The sequence below is a fragment of the Burkholderia sp. Bp8991 genome, assembly GCF_003853795.1.
Classification (GTDB): Bacteria; Pseudomonadota; Gammaproteobacteria; order Burkholderiales; family Burkholderiaceae; genus Burkholderia.
Genome location: NZ_QTQJ01000053.1, coordinates 17474 through 32897, shown reverse-complemented (window position 1 = coordinate 32897; position 15424 = coordinate 17474). Strand labels below are relative to the sequence as shown.

Annotated in this window: 16 protein-coding genes; 8 read left to right on the top strand and 8 right to left on the bottom strand. The window is 66.5% G+C overall.

The window, feature by feature from the left end; all coding sequences use genetic code 11:
- Positions 1 to 114: 114 nt before the first annotated feature.
- A complete protein-coding gene (locus DIE02_RS34105; protein WP_260429074.1) occupies positions 115 to 1053 on the top strand; it encodes a LysR substrate-binding domain-containing protein in 939 nt (312 codons plus the stop codon).
- Between the two features lie 43 nt (positions 1054 to 1096).
- Here DIE02_RS34105 and DIE02_RS34100 read toward each other — a convergent pair whose 3' ends face one another.
- Complete coding sequence (locus DIE02_RS34100; protein ID WP_260426292.1) at positions 1097 to 1399, bottom strand: UxaA family hydrolase; 303 nt, start codon at positions 1397 to 1399, stop codon at positions 1097 to 1099.
- A gap of 205 nt (positions 1400 to 1604) precedes the next feature.
- On the opposite strand from DIE02_RS34100, the gene DIE02_RS34095 reads away from it, so the two are divergent.
- Positions 1605 to 3710 carry a TonB-dependent siderophore receptor gene (locus DIE02_RS34095; protein ID WP_124530277.1) on the top strand — a complete coding sequence of 702 codons (2106 nt, stop codon included), beginning with the start codon at positions 1605 to 1607 and terminating at the stop codon, positions 3708 to 3710.
- 88 nt (positions 3711 to 3798) lie between these two features.
- Here DIE02_RS34095 and DIE02_RS34090 read toward each other — a convergent pair whose 3' ends face one another.
- The gene (locus DIE02_RS34090; protein WP_124522724.1) at positions 3799 to 4845 is read right to left on the bottom strand and encodes a LysR family transcriptional regulator; all 1047 of its coding nucleotides are present in this window, start codon (positions 4843 to 4845) and stop codon (positions 3799 to 3801) included.
- Positions 4846 to 4928: 83 nt separating this feature from the next.
- Positions 4929 to 5672, bottom strand: a complete 744-nt coding sequence (locus DIE02_RS34085; RefSeq protein WP_124530276.1) for an SDR family oxidoreductase — start codon at positions 5670 to 5672, stop codon at positions 4929 to 4931.
- Positions 5673 to 5864: 192 nt separating this feature from the next.
- Here DIE02_RS34085 and DIE02_RS34080 point away from each other — a divergent pair, with 192 nt between their 5' ends.
- From DIE02_RS34080 to DIE02_RS34055, 6 genes are all read left to right on the top strand, one after another.
- Positions 5865 to 7385 (top strand): PLP-dependent aminotransferase family protein, encoded by a 1521-nt coding sequence (locus DIE02_RS34080; protein ID WP_124530278.1) that lies wholly within the window; start codon positions 5865 to 5867, stop codon positions 7383 to 7385.
- A 352-nt stretch (positions 7386 to 7737) separates the two neighbouring features.
- On the top strand, positions 7738 to 8238 hold the full coding sequence (locus DIE02_RS34075; RefSeq protein WP_124522721.1) for an Ohr family peroxiredoxin: 501 nt from the start codon (positions 7738 to 7740) through the stop codon (positions 8236 to 8238).
- 19 nt (positions 8239 to 8257) lie between these two features.
- Entirely contained in the window at positions 8258 to 9259 is a 1002-nt protein-coding gene (locus DIE02_RS34070; RefSeq protein ID WP_124530275.1) for a bestrophin family protein, read from the top strand.
- Positions 9260 to 9538: 279 nt separating this feature from the next.
- Positions 9539 to 10039, top strand: coding sequence for an Ohr family peroxiredoxin (locus DIE02_RS34065; protein ID WP_124522780.1), 501 nt, complete (start codon positions 9539 to 9541; stop codon positions 10037 to 10039).
- Between the two features lie 184 nt (positions 10040 to 10223).
- Complete coding sequence (locus DIE02_RS34060) at positions 10224 to 10703, top strand: carboxymuconolactone decarboxylase family protein (RefSeq protein ID WP_124530274.1); 480 nt, start codon at positions 10224 to 10226, stop codon at positions 10701 to 10703.
- A gap of 4 nt (positions 10704 to 10707) precedes the next feature.
- The gene (locus DIE02_RS34055) at positions 10708 to 11112 is read left to right on the top strand and encodes a cupin domain-containing protein (RefSeq protein WP_124522718.1); all 405 of its coding nucleotides are present in this window, start codon (positions 10708 to 10710) and stop codon (positions 11110 to 11112) included.
- Positions 11113 to 11365: 253 nt separating this feature from the next.
- On the opposite strand, the gene DIE02_RS34050 is transcribed toward DIE02_RS34055, so the two are convergent.
- The 5 genes from DIE02_RS34050 to DIE02_RS34030 all read right to left on the bottom strand — a co-directional run bounded on the left by DIE02_RS34050 (position 11366) and on the right by DIE02_RS34030 (position 15382).
- Entirely contained in the window at positions 11366 to 11827 is a 462-nt protein-coding gene (locus DIE02_RS34050; RefSeq protein WP_124522716.1) for a MarR family winged helix-turn-helix transcriptional regulator, read from the bottom strand.
- A 161-nt stretch (positions 11828 to 11988) separates the two neighbouring features.
- Positions 11989 to 12702 carry an SDR family oxidoreductase gene (locus DIE02_RS34045; protein ID WP_124522714.1) on the bottom strand — a complete coding sequence of 238 codons (714 nt, stop codon included), beginning with the start codon at positions 12700 to 12702 and terminating at the stop codon, positions 11989 to 11991.
- A gap of 72 nt (positions 12703 to 12774) precedes the next feature.
- The gene (locus tag DIE02_RS34040) at positions 12775 to 13149 is read right to left on the bottom strand and encodes a hypothetical protein (RefSeq protein ID WP_124530273.1); all 375 of its coding nucleotides are present in this window, start codon (positions 13147 to 13149) and stop codon (positions 12775 to 12777) included.
- Between the two features lie 33 nt (positions 13150 to 13182).
- The gene (locus DIE02_RS34035) at positions 13183 to 14064 is read right to left on the bottom strand and encodes an NmrA family NAD(P)-binding protein (RefSeq protein WP_124522710.1); all 882 of its coding nucleotides are present in this window, start codon (positions 14062 to 14064) and stop codon (positions 13183 to 13185) included.
- 454 nt (positions 14065 to 14518) lie between these two features.
- Complete coding sequence (locus DIE02_RS34030; RefSeq protein ID WP_124522708.1) at positions 14519 to 15382, bottom strand: IclR family transcriptional regulator; 864 nt, start codon at positions 15380 to 15382, stop codon at positions 14519 to 14521.
- Positions 15383 to 15424 lie beyond the last annotated feature (42 nt).

Below are 15424 nucleotides of genomic sequence, written 5' to 3'. Positions count from 1 at the left end.
ACCGCAAGGACGATTTCTTCTCGAATCCGAAGTCGGACCGCGCGAAGGACTTCCTCGCGAAAATCCTGCACTGAGCGATCCCGCGCCGCCGCCCGTTCCATGCCGATGCTCCCGATGAAACGACTGCCTTCCCTCAATGCGCTGCAGGTCTTCGACGTCGTCGCGCGACACGGCAGCTTCACGCGCGCCGCCGGGCACCTGTGCCTGACGCAGGGCGCCGTGAGCCGGCAAATCCTCGCGCTCGAAAGCTTCTATCAGTTTCCGCTGTTCAAGCGCACGCCCAAGGGGCTGACGCTGACGGCCGAGGGCGAGCTCCTGTTGCCGACCGTGCGCGAAAGCTTCGCGCGCATCGAGGAAGTGTCGATGCGCCTGTCGCGCAGGCGCACCGAACTCGCGCTGAAGGTGCCGACCTGCATGATGCAGTGGATGCTGCCGCGCATCATGCGGTTCCAGGCCGAGCATCCCGAACTCCAGGTGCAGATCACCACCACCTGGGAGCATCACGTCGATTTCCGCATGGAGCCGTTCGACGCCGCGGTGATCTACGCGCCCGGCGCCGGCCCCGACATGCATGCGATCCCGTTGTTCGAGGAACGGCTCACGCCTGTCTGTGCGCCGAGCCTGCTGGAGCGGCAACCGCTCGCGAGTCTCGACGACCTGCTCCGTCACACGCTGCTGCATCCGACGCGCGATCACCGCGACTGGAAGCGGTGGCTCGACCATGCGGGCGCGCCGCACGTCGACTCGACGCGCGGGTTGAGCTTCGAGACGCTGGATCTCGCCACACACGCGGCGATCGACGGTTACGGCATCGCGATCGGCGACAGGACGCTGGTTGACGAGAGCGTGGCCGCGCACCGGCTCGTGATGCCGTTCAACGTATCGTTGCCAACGGGGATGGGCTATTACTTCGTGTATCCGCGCGGGTCCGAACAGCAGCAGAAGATCCAGTTGTTCGGCGACTGGATCGCGGACGAACGCGCGTGGCGCTGCGGCGACACGCCGGCCGTGCCGCCGTCTCCGCCATCGCCATCGCCGGAACTTCCGGACTGAACCGCGTCATGCGAGCGCCGCTCGCGTACGCGGACCTGCCCGGTCATGCGGTCGACGAATCCCGCAGTGAGGAAAACGGTTGTCGTTCCTTTCTCCGCCGTCGTCGGCGACGTAGCGCTCCCACCTGAAACCTGTCGACCAGACGGCCGGCCTCGTCGCGCGAAGCCGCGCGCGCGATCAGCCGATGCTCCGCGCCGTGGATTTCCGGCGTCTCGGACAGGAGCGCCGTGCCGCCGATGCGTTTCAGCAGATCGACGGCCGCGCCGAGCGCGGAATTCCGCGGTCGTCCCCGACTAGCCGTCGGACCGCCCCATCGCAGGCCGGCCGTCAGCCGCGAGGCCGGCACGGTGCTGCGCCGCGCGCCGATCCGCCAGTCATGCCGATGGGCGTCCCAGCGCGATTCAACCCGGACACAACAACCGCAAACTTACGATTGAAAATAACTCTCATTTGCATTAAATTCCGGCGCGCAAATGTACCGTTTGGAACACGGATGCCGGCGCAACGCGGCTCGTGGTGCCCGAACGCGAACCAATTTCTCAGGGACGGGTATGAGCAGAAAGAACTGGGCGGCCGCACCGATGGCCATCGCCGTCGGCACGGTCGGGCTGAACGTCGCCAATGCGCAGGAGCTGGTGCTTCCGGCCGTCGAGATCTCGGCGCAGCGCACGAAGGCACCGTTTCGCGCGCCCGACTCGACGAGCGCGACGCGCACCGAGGCGGACGTGATGGAGATCCCATTCGCGGTCAGCAGCGTCGATACGAAACTGATCCAGACCGTGGCCGCCACCCGCGGCGAAGACCTGTACGACTGGGTCGCCGGCGTCGCGCGGCAGAACAACTTCGGCGGGCTGTGGGACAACTACGCGGTGCGCGGCTTTGCCGGCGACGGCAACACGTCCGGCACCGACTACCTCGTCAACGGCTTCTCGTGGAATCGCGGCATCAGCGTGCCGCGCGACACCGCGACGCTCGAGCGCATGGAAGTCCTCAAGGGCCCCGCGTCCGCGCTGTACGGCCGCGGCGACCCCGGCGGGCTCATCAGCTACGCGACGAAGCAGCCGCAGTTCAAGCGCTCGAACACGATCGGCGTGTCGGCCGGCAGCTACGGCGCGCTGCGCGAGACGCTCGATTCGACCGGCCCCGTCACGCAGTCGCTCGCGTACCGCTTCGTCGCGATGAACGAGGACAACGGCAGCTTCCGCGACACGGTGTCGAGCAAGCGCTACCTGTTCGCGCCGTCGTTCACCTGGGATATCGGCGCCGACACGACGCTCCACTACGAATTCGAGACCGCGCGCCAGCGCGCGCCGCTCGATCGCGGCGTGGTCGCGGTCGGCGGCCAGCTCGGTGCGGTGCCGGCGTCGCGGTTCCTGGGCGAGCCGCGCGACGGCGACTACGACGTGCGCAACTCGGGGCACCAGTTCACGCTCGAACATCGCTTCGATGCCGACTGGTCGGTCAACGCCGGCTTCGCGCAGCGCGACACCGACCTGTCCGGCCGCTCGTCCGAAGCGTTCGCGCTGCAGCCGGATGGCCGAACGCTGTGGCGCCGCTACCGGCAGGTCGCGTTTCACTCGAACGACGTGCAGGGGCGCGTCGAAGTGGCCGGCAAGGCCCGCACGGGCGCCATCGACCATGCGTTCGTGATGGGCGTCGATGCGTATCGCTTCAACTACGACCAGTTCGTCGCGCGCTCGACGCCGACGGCCGCGGCGCCGTATGCGATCGACATCTTCGATCCGGTGTACGGCCAGCCGGCGCCCGTGCCGCGCACCGCGACGAACCTGCTCGAGCGCGACGACGGCCAGGGCCTGTACGCGCAGGACACGCTCGCGTTCGGGCCGCACTGGAAAGTGCTCGCCGGGCTGCGCTGGGACCGCTTTCACCAGTCGGTCGAGAATCGCCTGAAGGGCGTGACGACGAGCCAGCTGCAAACGGCGCTGAGCCCGCGGCTCGGCATCGTGTACGAGGCAAGCGCCGCGCTGTCGCTGTATGCGAACACCGCGTACTCGTTCCGGCCGAACAACGGCGCCGACGCGAACGGCCGCGCGTTCGATCCCGAGAAGGGGCACGGCTACGAAGCCGGCGTGAAGTGGGCCGGCACGCGCTGGCTCGCGACCGTCGCCGCGTTCTACGTGAACAAGCGCAACGTGCTGACTGCCGATCCGGCGAATGCCGGGTTCTCGCGTGCGGCCGGCGAAGTGCGCAGCCGCGGCGTCGAATTCGAATGGAACGGCGAACTGGGCCACGGCTTGCGCGGCATCGTCAACCTCGCCTACGTCGACGCGCAGGTCACGCGCGACACCGTCCTGACGCCGGGCGCGCGCCTCGTCGACATTCCGCGCCTGAGCGGCAGCGCGCTGCTGATGTACGAAACCGCGCTGCCGCTCGTCGACAAGGCCGGCGCGGGCGCGGGCGTGGTCTACGTCGGGCGCCGCGCGGGCAACACCGCGAACACGCAGGACGGCTTCGACCTGCCCGCCTACGCGACCGTGCAGCTCAACGGCTACGTGCAGGTCAACAAGCACCTGCGCGCGTCGGTCGTGCTGAACAACCTGTTCAACCGCACGTACTACGTCAGCTCGTACAACAGCCTGTGGGTCACGCCTGGCGCGCCGCGCAGCCTGTTCGCGTCATTGGCGTATTCGTTCTAGGCCGGCGCGGCGGGTCGACGGGCAGGCGCGGGGCGCGATTCGGCGATGCGTCGACGTGCCGGGGCGCGCATCCGGCCATCTCGAATCGTCAGGCAGCCAGCCACTGCGCCGCATCCGCCGCATCCACCGGAATCTCCGGATTGAACCGCGTCATGCAGTTCAGGTCGAGCGCGCGGATCTGCTCGGTCATGAAGTCGACGAAGATCCGGATGCGTGTCGGCAGGTGTTGCCGGCTCAGATAGCAGATGTAGTGGCCGCGATCCTGCGGCACATGCTGCGCCAGCGCGACGACGAGTTCGTTCGACGCGAGATGGTCGCGGATCTGGTAGCCGGCCATCTGCGCGATGCCCGATCCGTTCAGCACCGCGCGCAACACGAGATCGGCGTCGTTGAACGTGCGGCGCGCCGTCGGCAGGTACTTCTGCACGCGGCCGTCCACGTTGAATTCCCATTCGAACAGGCGCCCGCTCGCGAACCGGAAATTGATGCACTCATGGCGGTCGAGGTCCTCGATGCGTTGCGGGAGCCCGTGCGCCGCCACATACGACGGCGCCGCGCAGAGCGCCATCTGCATCGGAATCAGTTGCCGGGCGATGATGCTGGAGTCCTCGATGCGCCCGTTGCGGAACGACACGTCGATCCGCTCGGACACCAGGTCGACGGGCCGGTCGTCGAGCAGCAGATCGACGATGATGTCCGGATAGGCGTCCGCGAACTTTTCCAGCAGCGGCGCCACGATCTTCCTGCCGAACCCCGCGGCCGAGCTGATGCGGATGAGGCCGCGCGGCGGCCCCTGCCGCAACTCCAGCATGTCGTTCATCGCTTCGACGATCTGCGCGACGCCCTGATGGCAGTTCTCGAAGAAGCGCCGGCCCTCGCACGTCAGCTCGGTCGTGCGCGTGGTCCGCTGGAACAGCCGCGTACTCAGTTGCGCCTCCAGCTTCTGCACGTTGCGGCTCACGGCCGGCCGCCCGACGCCGAGCAGTTCGGCGGCCTTCGTGAAGCTCCCCTCGCTCGCCACCGCAACGAACGCGAGGATGCCCGCATAGCTCGCACCGAAGCTCGCCGACAGCGCATCGGCGCGACCGGCCAGGTCGCGACGAACGCCGTGCTCCGATGTTTCCGAATGATTCATTTCCGCTGCCCCCAAGCATGCTGCTCATACGGATCGGCGCGTCGCCGGCATGCGCCGGCCGACCGCCTGCGTGCGAACGCGATTCAGCGCCCCGCCAGCCACGCGTCGAGGCCGATGCGCCCGAGCCGTGCCGCGCCGAGCGGCACCAGCGACGTTGCCTCGACGCGGCCGCCGAAATAGCGGGCGTCGCGATCGGTCACCACCGCGCGTGTATCGCCGACCGACTTCAGATAGCGCGCGACGATTTCCGCGAACGGCGCGCGATCCGGGCCCGCGATCTCGATCGTGCCGTTCTGCGGCCCGGCGAGCGCGGCCTGCGCGACGAGGGCCGATACGTCCTCCGCGGCGATCGGCTGGAACAGCCCGTCGCCGATGCGTACGGTGCCGTCTTCCGTGCCGGCATCCGCGATGCCGCCGATGAATTCCATGAACTGCGTCGCGCGCACGATCGTGTACGGCACGCCCGCCGCCTCGATCGCCTGCTCCTGCGCGACCTTGGCCAGGAAATAGCCGTTCTCCGGCATGCGGTCGCAGCCGACGATCGACAGCGCGACGTGATGGCGCACGCCCGCGGCCACTTCGGCCTTGCCGAGATTGCGGGCCGACGTGCGGAAGAAATCGAGCACCGCCTGCGGCTCCCATGACGGCGCATTCGCGACGTCCACGACGACGTCCGCGGCCGTCAATGCATCGGTCAGGCCTTCTCCGGTGATGGTATTGACGCCGGTGCGCGGCGATGCGGCGAGCGCCTGGTGGCCGGCTTCCTCGAGCAGCGTGACGACACGCGAGCCGATCAGGCCCGAACCGCCGATGACGACGATCTTCATCGCAAAATCTCCTGACGAATGGATTGCAGTGGAATCTGACGGGGCGTGACGGCTGCCGGATCGGGTGAACGCGGCGATGACCGTCCATCGCTTGGCGCAATTGTGGAAGAATCATGTCCTATCCAGCAGTGCCAAGAATCGTCGATCGGACTGATCCATGCCGTGCCTGTCCCCGTCATCCGCGAGACCGTCATGTCTGAGCAACCCTCCACCCTGACCATCGAAATCGACCGGCAGCATCGGTTGCCGATCTATCTGCAGATCTGCGAGCGGTTCAGAACCGCGATCGCCGCGGGCCACCTGCGTCCCGGCGATCGCGTGCCCGCGCTGCGCGGCCTCGCGACGCAGCTGAACACCGCGCGCGGCACCGTCGAACAGGCGTACACGATCCTGGTCGACGAGGGCTATCTGCAGATGCGCGGCGCGGCCGGCACGTTCGTCTCGCCGTCGCTGCCGAAATCGGTGACGCGGGCGGCGTCCTCGCGTGCCGACGATCCGGCCCGGCACGCCGAGGACGCCGGCCGGCCCCAGCCGCCGGGCATGTCACGCGACAGCCCGCCGCCGCCGCGCGCGCAACCGATCGCCGTCGCGCTGAGCGGCGAGCCGCGCCCGCTGCAGCCCGGGCTGCCCGCGCTCGACGCATTTCCGCGCAAGGTATGGCACCGGCTCGTGTCGCTGCGCGCGCGCAGCGCCGACCGCGCGCTGCTGGGCTACCCGAATCCGGCCGGCTACCGGCCGCTGCGCGAGCACATCGCCACCTATCTCGGGCTGTCGCGCGGCGTCACCTGCGTGCCCGAACAGGTGTTCGTCACCGGCGGCTACCGCGCGACGCTGGAACTCGTGCTGCGCAGCCTCGCGCGCCCGAACGACCGTGTGTGGTTCGAGGATCCCGGCTATCTGCTCGCACGCAGCTTCCTGTCCGAGACCGGCGTGGAACTCGTCCCGGTGCCGGTGGACGCCGACGGAATCGACGTCGAGCGCGGCCGGCAGCTGGACGCGCACGCGCGCTTCGCGCTCGTGACGCCGTCGCAGCAGAGCCCGCTCGGCCATACGCTGTCGCTGTCGCGGCGCATCGCGCTGCTGGACTGGGCCGAAAAGACGTCGGGCTGGATCGTCGAGGACGACTACGACAGCGAGTTTCGCTATCTCGGCCGCCCGCTGCCGGCGCTGAAGAGTCTCGACCGGCGCGATCACGTGATTTATTGCAGCACCTTCAGCAAGGCGATGTATCCCGGCTTGCGGCTCGCGTATGCGGTCGTGCCGGAACGCGCGGTGGAACGCGTCGAACGCGTGGCCTGCAGCATGAACGCCGGCTCGCCGACGCTCCTGCAGGCGGCCCTTGCGGATTTCATCGAACAGGGGCACTTCGCCCGGCACCTGAAGCGCATGCGCACGCTGTACGGCGAGCGCCGCACGCTGATCGTGAACGCGTTGCGACAGGTGTTCGGCAAGCGGATGATCGTCGAACTGCCGGTGGGCGGCATCCAGTTCGCGGTGCGGTTCACCGACGGCCCCGACGGGCCGGTCGACGACGTCGCCGTCGCCGCACGCGCGCGCGACGCGGGGCTCGCGGTCGTGCCGCTGTCGATCTGGTACACGAACAGCCATGCGCAGCAAACGCCGCGCGGCCTCGTCATCGGGTTCGCGAACGTCGCCGACGCGGACGAAGCGCACCGTCACGCACGGACGCTCCTTGCGTGCCTCGGCGGCTGACGCGCGGCGTGCGGCTTGCGGCGTGCGGCTTGCGGAGATGGCGTGCGCCGCGTCGACAGGCGTGGCCGATCCCGGATGGGGGGTTCGATTGGTGTCGAACGGGAAACAGACAATCGCACGGAACGGCCATACCGCCCGCCTGGGCGCGCCGCTAGCATGGCAGCGTCTTTCTCGCGCAGACGAGCCCGGAGCCGGGCTGCACCGGACGCTTGCCGCATTCCTCATGCCATCGACCGCGCCCGTCATTCGTTGAAGACGCTTTTTTGCCCGGGCAGCCCTGCCCCCTTCGCGGCACGTTTCGACGATCGAATGACCGACGGTCGGCGCGCGTTGCCGAATTCGAGCACGCATCATGGATGACAACACGCTGCAGGCCCCGCCGCTTTCGCTCCTCGACCGGTATCGCGGCCAGGATTTCCAAGCGCTTTACACCACGACCGTCACCGTGTCCGGCGGCGAGACGGGCCACGGCCGGGCCTCCGGCGTGGTCCGCTCGGACGACGGCAATCTCGCCGTCGATCTGCGCCTGCCCACCGAGTGCGGCGGGCCCGGCACCGGGACCAATCCGGAGCAGCTGTTCGCGGCGGGCTTCGCCGCCTGCTTCCACGGCGCGCTCAACCTGCTCGGGACGCGCGCCGGAGTGGAGACGCCGGATACCGCCGTGGAGGTGCAGGTTTCGTTCGGCCGCGATCCGATGGACGGCGGCTACGCGTTGCTCGTCGACGTCCGGGTACGGATGCCCGGCGTCGATCGAAACGTCGCGGAAGAACTGGTGCGTACCGCGGAACGCTTGTGCCCGTACGCGAAGATGGCGCGGCAAGGCACCGTCAACATCGTGACCGTCGTCGACTGATTCGACGACGAGGCCAATCATGCATCTCGGGAAATCGTACAAGCTCTCGGAATTCCTGATCTGGACGCGCTGGAAAATCTACGAGCTGCTCGTCTTCGGATCCGTGCCGGTCGTGCTGTATCAGTTCTTCTCCGTGAGATGGCTGTCGATACCGCTGACGATCGTGGCGCTGCTCGGCACCGCGACGTCGTTCATCGTCGGCTTCAAGAACGTGCAGACCTACAACCGCGCCATGGATGCGCTGGAAATCTGGACCGAGATCCTGAGCAAGAGCCGCCGCTGGGGCCAGCTCGCGCGCGACTTCGCCGGCGACGACGAGAGCGCCCGAAAGCTGGTCTATCGGCACCTTGCCTGGCTGACCGCACTGCGCTACGACCTGCGCCGCCCGCTGATCTGGGAAAGCACGAGCAAACGCTACAACGCGGAGTACCGCCGGTTCTATCGTGTGCCGGAGTGGGAAAAGGACATCCGGGAATTGCTGCCGGAATACCTGTCCCCGGCCGAAACGGAACAGGCGCTGGCCTCCGCTTCCGTCGCCACGTTCGTGCTGAGCCTGCAGGGCACGTCGCTCAGGACGCTTCACATGGCCGGCCATCTGAATTCGAATTTTTATATGGAGCTTCAAAGGACGATCGGCGACTTCATCGATCTCCAGGCCCGCTCGGAACGGTTCAAGAACTTTCCGTATCCGCGCCAGTACGCGACCGTGAGCTCCCTGTTCGTCCGGTTCTTTTGCCTGTCGCTTCCGTTCGGTCTTCTGAACGAATTCAACCGGCTGAACGACGGCGTGAGCGGCTTCATGCACGGCAACATGGTCTGGCTCGTCGTGCCGTGCAGCGTCGCCATTTCGTGGATGTACACCTCGCTCGAGCAGGTGGGCGAAAGCACCGAGAACCCGTTCGAGGGCGGCGCGAACGACGTGCCCATTTCCACGCTGTGCAGCACGATCGAGCGCGACCTGAAAGCGATGCTCGGCGAACGCGCCGGCGATCCGTCGAGCCGCACGGTCATTGCGCTGTAGCGCGTCGGCGGCTCGCGTCTGCCCCATCGGCGGCACCGCTGCAGCCGGTGGAACGGCCGACGCAACCGATACGCGGCGTTCTCGCCGCATTGGTGCGAAGCGGGCAATACCATGCATCCCGGGACGATCTGGCCCGGCGACGCGTCTTTGCCTAGCATGCAAGTGCGCGACGACCATCCTTCGGATGGCGGTCATGGGGAACGACCTGCGGGCAAGCGCCGCGCCGATACGTACGGCCCGGAACCCGCGCGTCGGTCAATACAGGTACCCGGGAGGGATATGGAGAACGAGAGGTTGCAGCCTCCGTCACCGACACTGCTCGACAAATACCGCGGACACGAATTCGTCGCGCTCTACACGACCACGGTCACCGTGTCCGGCGGCAAGACGGCACACGGCCGCGCATCGGGCGTCGCGCGATCCGACGACGGCTGTCTCGCCCTCGATCTGCGCCTGCCGCGCGAACTCGGCGGCCCGGGCGGCGGCACCAATCCCGAGCAACTGCTCGCAGCCGGCTACGCCGCGTGCTTCCACGGCGCGCTGAGCCTGCTCGCGCAACGCGAGCGGATCGACATCCGCGACACGACCGTCGCAGTCGAAGTATCGTTCGGCCGCGATCCGGTCGACGGCGGATATGCGCTCGCCGCCAACGTCACCATCCGCATGCCGGGTGTGGACCGGCAGGTTGCGGAACGCCTGGTCCGCGATACGGAGCGCCTGTGTCCCTATACGAAGATGGCACGGCAGGGCATCCGCGGGGTTGTCGCGGTGTCGGACTGACGAACGTCGGCGGCGCGCCGCCACACCCGGCGCGCGATTGGTTCCGAAGCGGCAATAGAGTGCGCACCTTCCCGGCACTACTGGCCCGTGGGACCTGCAATTACGATGGTTGCCAGGCCGCTCGCGCAATGAATGGTCATGCGCAGCGCCGATAGCCCTGCTTCAGCAATCAGGAGAACGTATCATGACGCAACGTATCAACTACTTTCAGCAATCGCCGGAGCTGACGAAGAAGCTCGTCGAACTCGACGGGCTGCTTCAGAAGACGACGATCGAAGTGCCGGTTCGCGAGCTCGTCGAGATTCGCGCGTCGCAGCTCAACGGCTGCGCGTTCTGCGTCGACATGCACATCAAGATGGCCAGGATCCACGGCGAGCGCGAACTGCGCGCGCATCACGTCGCGATCTGGCGCGAGTCGCCGCTGTTCTCGCCGCGCGAACGTGCCGCGCTCGAATGGACCGAAGCGCTGACGCAGCTTTCGCCGCACGGCGTGCCGGACGATCTCTACGATCGCGTGCGCGCCCACTTTGCCGAGAAGGAACTGTCGGATCTCACCGTCCTCGTCGGTGCGATCAACTGCTGGAACCGGCTGAACGTCGCGTTCCGGATGGTGCCCGGCTCGTTCGACAAGATGTTCGGTCTCGACAAGGCCAACCTGGAGTAACGACATGAAACGCATCGTGCTCGCGCTTGCACCGCTTGCGCTGTCGCTGCTGATGCCCGTTCCGCCGGCTGCCGCCGCGCCGCAGGCCAAGGTGACGCAACTGACCACGGAGCCGCTGCCCGAGTATCCGGGCAAGGAAGTGGAGATGATCGTCGTCGATTATCCGCCCGGCAGCGTCGACCCCGTTCATCGCCACGACGCGCACGCGTTCGTCTATGTGCTCGACGGCAGCATCGTGATGGGCCTGAACGGCGGCAAGACGGTCACGCTCCATGCAGGCGACACGTTCCACGAAGGTCCCGACGACGTGCACACGGTCGGACGAAACGCCAGCGGTACGAAGCCGGCGAAATTCGTCGTGTTCCTGATCAAGAACAAGGGCGCGCCGGTTCTCACGCCGGTGAAGTAGCGGGATCGTCGTCGAGGCGCCAGGTCGGCCGGAAACGGCAGCTCGGCGCCGCGAATGCACGCGTTCTGCATCGCGACGGCTTGCCTGGGCTGGCCGGCCGACGCCGTCCCGGCCGGCGGACAGCCGGCAACCGGTCATGCAAACCGCATGCCCCGCCTTTGAAGGCCCTTCGCTGAAAAGCCGGGATCGACTGCGTACAGCCGGATGCCCGATGCGGGCGACACATGGACATGGGCGCGACGGACGGGAAGCCTCAATCTTGCGACGATCCCATCGACACGTCGCCGACGAGCACCCCTCTCAACTGCTCTCGCCACGCCGTGACATTCTCCGCACCGTTCAGTCGCTCGAACTCCCGTTGCGCTGCCTGCCAGAGTGGCGATGCTCTTTCGTGCAGGCGCCGGCCCTCCTCGGTGAGTTCGACAAGGCGGCTTCGGCCGTCGGTGGGCGAGGGCTTGATCGTGACGAAGCCGTCGCGCTCCAGGAAGCCGACCATTTTCCCCATCGCCGTTCGTTCGATATCGAGCCGTTCGGCAAGGGCGTTGACGGGGGTACTTCCCACTTCGTGCAGGGCGGCCAGGGTGAGGAATTGCGTGATGCGCAGACCCGACGGCTCGAGATGGCTATCGTAGAGTCGGGAGATCTGCCTGCTCGCCTTCCTGACGGCGAAGCAGTTGCATTGATCGATGCCGAGCGGCTGGTTCACGGGCAACATCGGTTGCACTCCTGATTTCGGTTGATTGCGCGAACGCTACGTGCGCGTCGCGCGAAGGTACGGTGGTAGCTATCGATGATAGCCGGGAGCGACCGGCGCTGGCCTACGATCCGCGCACCTCGCGGCTCGCCGCCGAATCCGGCCCGTGTCGACTGCGGTGTTCAAAACCCTGCCGGCGGCGTGATGTAGCCGGGTATCTCGGCCGCGAGCGTGCTCTTCAGCACCGCTGTCCCCTCGTCGGCCATGACCTCGCTCTTGCCGGCGGCGAGCGCGTCGTAGGTCCGTCGCACGACGTCCTCGGGACTGGCTTTGGGCACGTCGATGCCGTTGGTCAGATCGGTGTCCACGAACCCGACGTGCAGGCCGAGAACCTGGATGCCACGCTCGCGCAGGTGAAAACGAAGCTGGTTCGTGTAGCTCCAGGCGGCGGCTTTCGACGCCGCATACGGTGTCAGATAGGGCCGCGGGAGCCACACGATGTCGGAAAGCACGTTGATGATCGCGGTATGCGGCCGGGCCGCCAGGATCTGTTCGAAGGCCCGTGTGACGCGCACCACGCCGTGGTAGTTGGTATCGAACAGGCGGGCCGACTGCGCTTCCACGTCGGCCGACAAAGGCCCGTCGATCAGCGCGGCAATGCCCGCGTTGTTGATCAGTAGCGTCGTGTCGGCCGCTTGTTTCGCCGCCTCGGCGATCGACGCCGGATCCGTGACATCGATCCTGAGCGGCACGATGCCCGGCTCGTCGAAACCGCTCGTGTTGCGCATACCCGCGTACACCTTCGCCGCCCCGCGCCGAAGCGCCTCGCGCGCAAAAGCAAGGCCCAGGCCGCGATTGGCACCGGTGATGAAGACGGTAGCGTTCTTGATATCCATGACAAGCTCCTGTTTCAAAAGCCGCGTGCCGGGAAAGTGTCGACTCCATCCACGAGCGCGCGGGCGCCTGGTTCAAAGGAAGACGTGTTCCGGCAACTGCTTCGAAAGCGACTCCCGCAGACGGGTCGCGAGAGTCAGTACGGCGCCAAGCGGGCTCATCCGCACGCTGACTCGCGGCACCGAGCCGTCGGCGTTGCGATCGGCGACCACGACCGCGCTCAACGTCTCGCCGCTCGTCAGAACGGCCTCGTATTCGAGAAAAAGCCGCGAGCCGACGACTTGAACGAACGTTGGCGCCTGCGACACGTAAAAGGTCCCGACGGCGTCGACGGCGAGCCGGATTTCGTCGCGCCCGATCACGGGAGCGCGCAACACCGAGCTGACCAGCTCGGCGTCGGCCGTCAGATCATCGAGAAACGGATGACGATCAGGTTGGACGGGTGACATGTTCAAACCTCCCGATTCGTTTCAAGCACGTGTTCACACGAATGCGGCCCGATACTTCTCGACGAACTGCTGAACCGACAGCGGCGGCGTTCCGGTGACCTTCTCGACGACGTCGTTGGTGCCCGAGAAGATGCCGTCGTGGTAGTTCTGCGCGACTTCGACCAGATGCTGCGTGAGGAACGGCGGAAACTTGTAGAGGGTTTCCATCTTGTTCCGGAATGCCTCGATGGAAGTCGGCGCGTATTCGATCCGGGCGCCGAGAACCTCGCTCATCGCGGCTGCGATCTCGACGTGGTTCATCTCGACGGGGCCGTGGAGCGTGTAGGTCTTGCCCTCGTGGCCTTCGGGGCTGGCGAGGATGTGGGCGATCACGCGGCCCTGATCGTCGCTGGCAATCGGCGCGTGACGGCCGTCGCCAAACGGAAATTCGATCTTCTTCGTGGCCCATATCTCCCGCGCAAAATGCGGATAGACGAGCCAATCGGCGAAGAAGGTCGGGCGCAAATGCGTCGTCGCGACACCCGACCAATCGAAGACCTGCTCGGAGACCCAGTGATCCTGTGCCGCGTGGCTCAGCGACTCCCGGCGCGCGGAAATCTGCGACATGTTGACGATCGCCGTGACGCCCGCTTCCTTTGCTGCCTGCGCGAAATACGCCGCGGCCCCGATGATTCCCGGCGCGATCGGATGAAGGAAATACGCCGAGCGGATGCCTTCCATCGCTGCCCGAATCGCGTCGATGTCGGTGAAGTCGCCGACCGCGACATCGACGCCGCGCTGCCTCAGGACTGCCGCCCGATCATCATCCGTGCGCACATAGGCCCGCACGCGTTTGTGCATCTTGAGCAGCTCGTCAATGGCCATACCGCCGGTGCGTCCGGTTGCACCGCTTACAAGGATCTCAGGCTCGTTCATCGCTTCGCTCCGTTCGAAAATGAGAGCATATGCTCCCTTGAGACGAAGATTAGGAGCATATGCTCTCATCGTCAAGTTTTTTTGTTGTGGCCCCGGATAACATCATGCTCGGGTCGGCAGACGGCGTTGCTAGCGAGCATCGACAGGAGGCCGGGCAGGTGTCCCGCGATTGAAAGCGCCAGAGGCGTCGATATCGTCCTGGCTTACCTGGATGGCGGAATGTTCAGTGTCTGCTCGCCTTGAGAAGAGAGGGGCCCGTGCGATTCGACGATGTGATTTCCCGTGGCGCGGCGAGGGCGCTGGAGATCATCAGTAAGGGCCCCGAGTATTCGATCTGCCCGTGGATTCGTACCGGCTGCAAACCGCAAATTGCCGTTCGCGCCGGTCATCGCCAGCAATTCACTGACCGACGATGCACATGAGACGCGTCGCGCCAACCTCCCGGCGCGACACACTAGCGCTTTGAAGCACGCCTGCGCGTCGTCGCCTTTGCTGCCGCGACCGGCGCCACTTCCGCCGGGGCAGCCGCCGTGCCCGTCCGCTTGAACCACGGCGAACCCAGCGTGGCCGCGCTCATGTCCGACGCAGCCGCGAGCAATAGCGGCGCGAGTTCCTTCAGGCGCGATTCCGGCAGGCGGCTCGTCGGCCCGGCGAGGCTCACGATACCGACCACTTCGTTCGTGACCGGATTGCGCACGGCCGCCGCGATCGACGTCATGCCGACCTCGTACGTCTCGATCGCCATCCCGTAGCCACGCTCGCGCGCGCCGTTCAGATCCTTCAGGAACTGCTGGATCGTCTTCGGTGCGCGCGGTACATTCTGCGCCTTCGCGCCGAGGCCGCCCTGCCTCGACACCAGTTCGATCGCGCGCTCGTCGGGCAGCGTCGCGAGCCACGCCTCGCCGCTCGCGGTGCAATGCAGCGGCGGCTGGCTGCCCATGTCCGGGTCGTAACGCAGCCCGGACTTCGCACCCTGCGCCTTGCCGACGAACGTGATGTGATCGTCCTCGACCACGCCCAGCCGTGCCAGTTCGCCCGACGACTCGGCCAGGCGATCGAGCACCGGCTGGGAAATGTCGAATACCCCGCTCGTCGACAAATAGATCAGCGCGAGCGACACCAGCTTCAGCGCCAGCATGTATTCGCCGTGCTCCTCGTCCTGACGGACGAACCCCTCGTCGATCAGCATCGACAGCAGGCGATGCGTGCCGCTGCGGGGAATGTTCAGCGTATCGGCAATGGTAGCCAGCGGCATGCGGCCGCCGTTCTTTGCCAGCAATTCCAGCACTGCGAGCGCACGCTCGAGATTTCCTGCCATGGCGCCTTCTCGTCCGTATGGTGAATGTCAAATAAGAACACA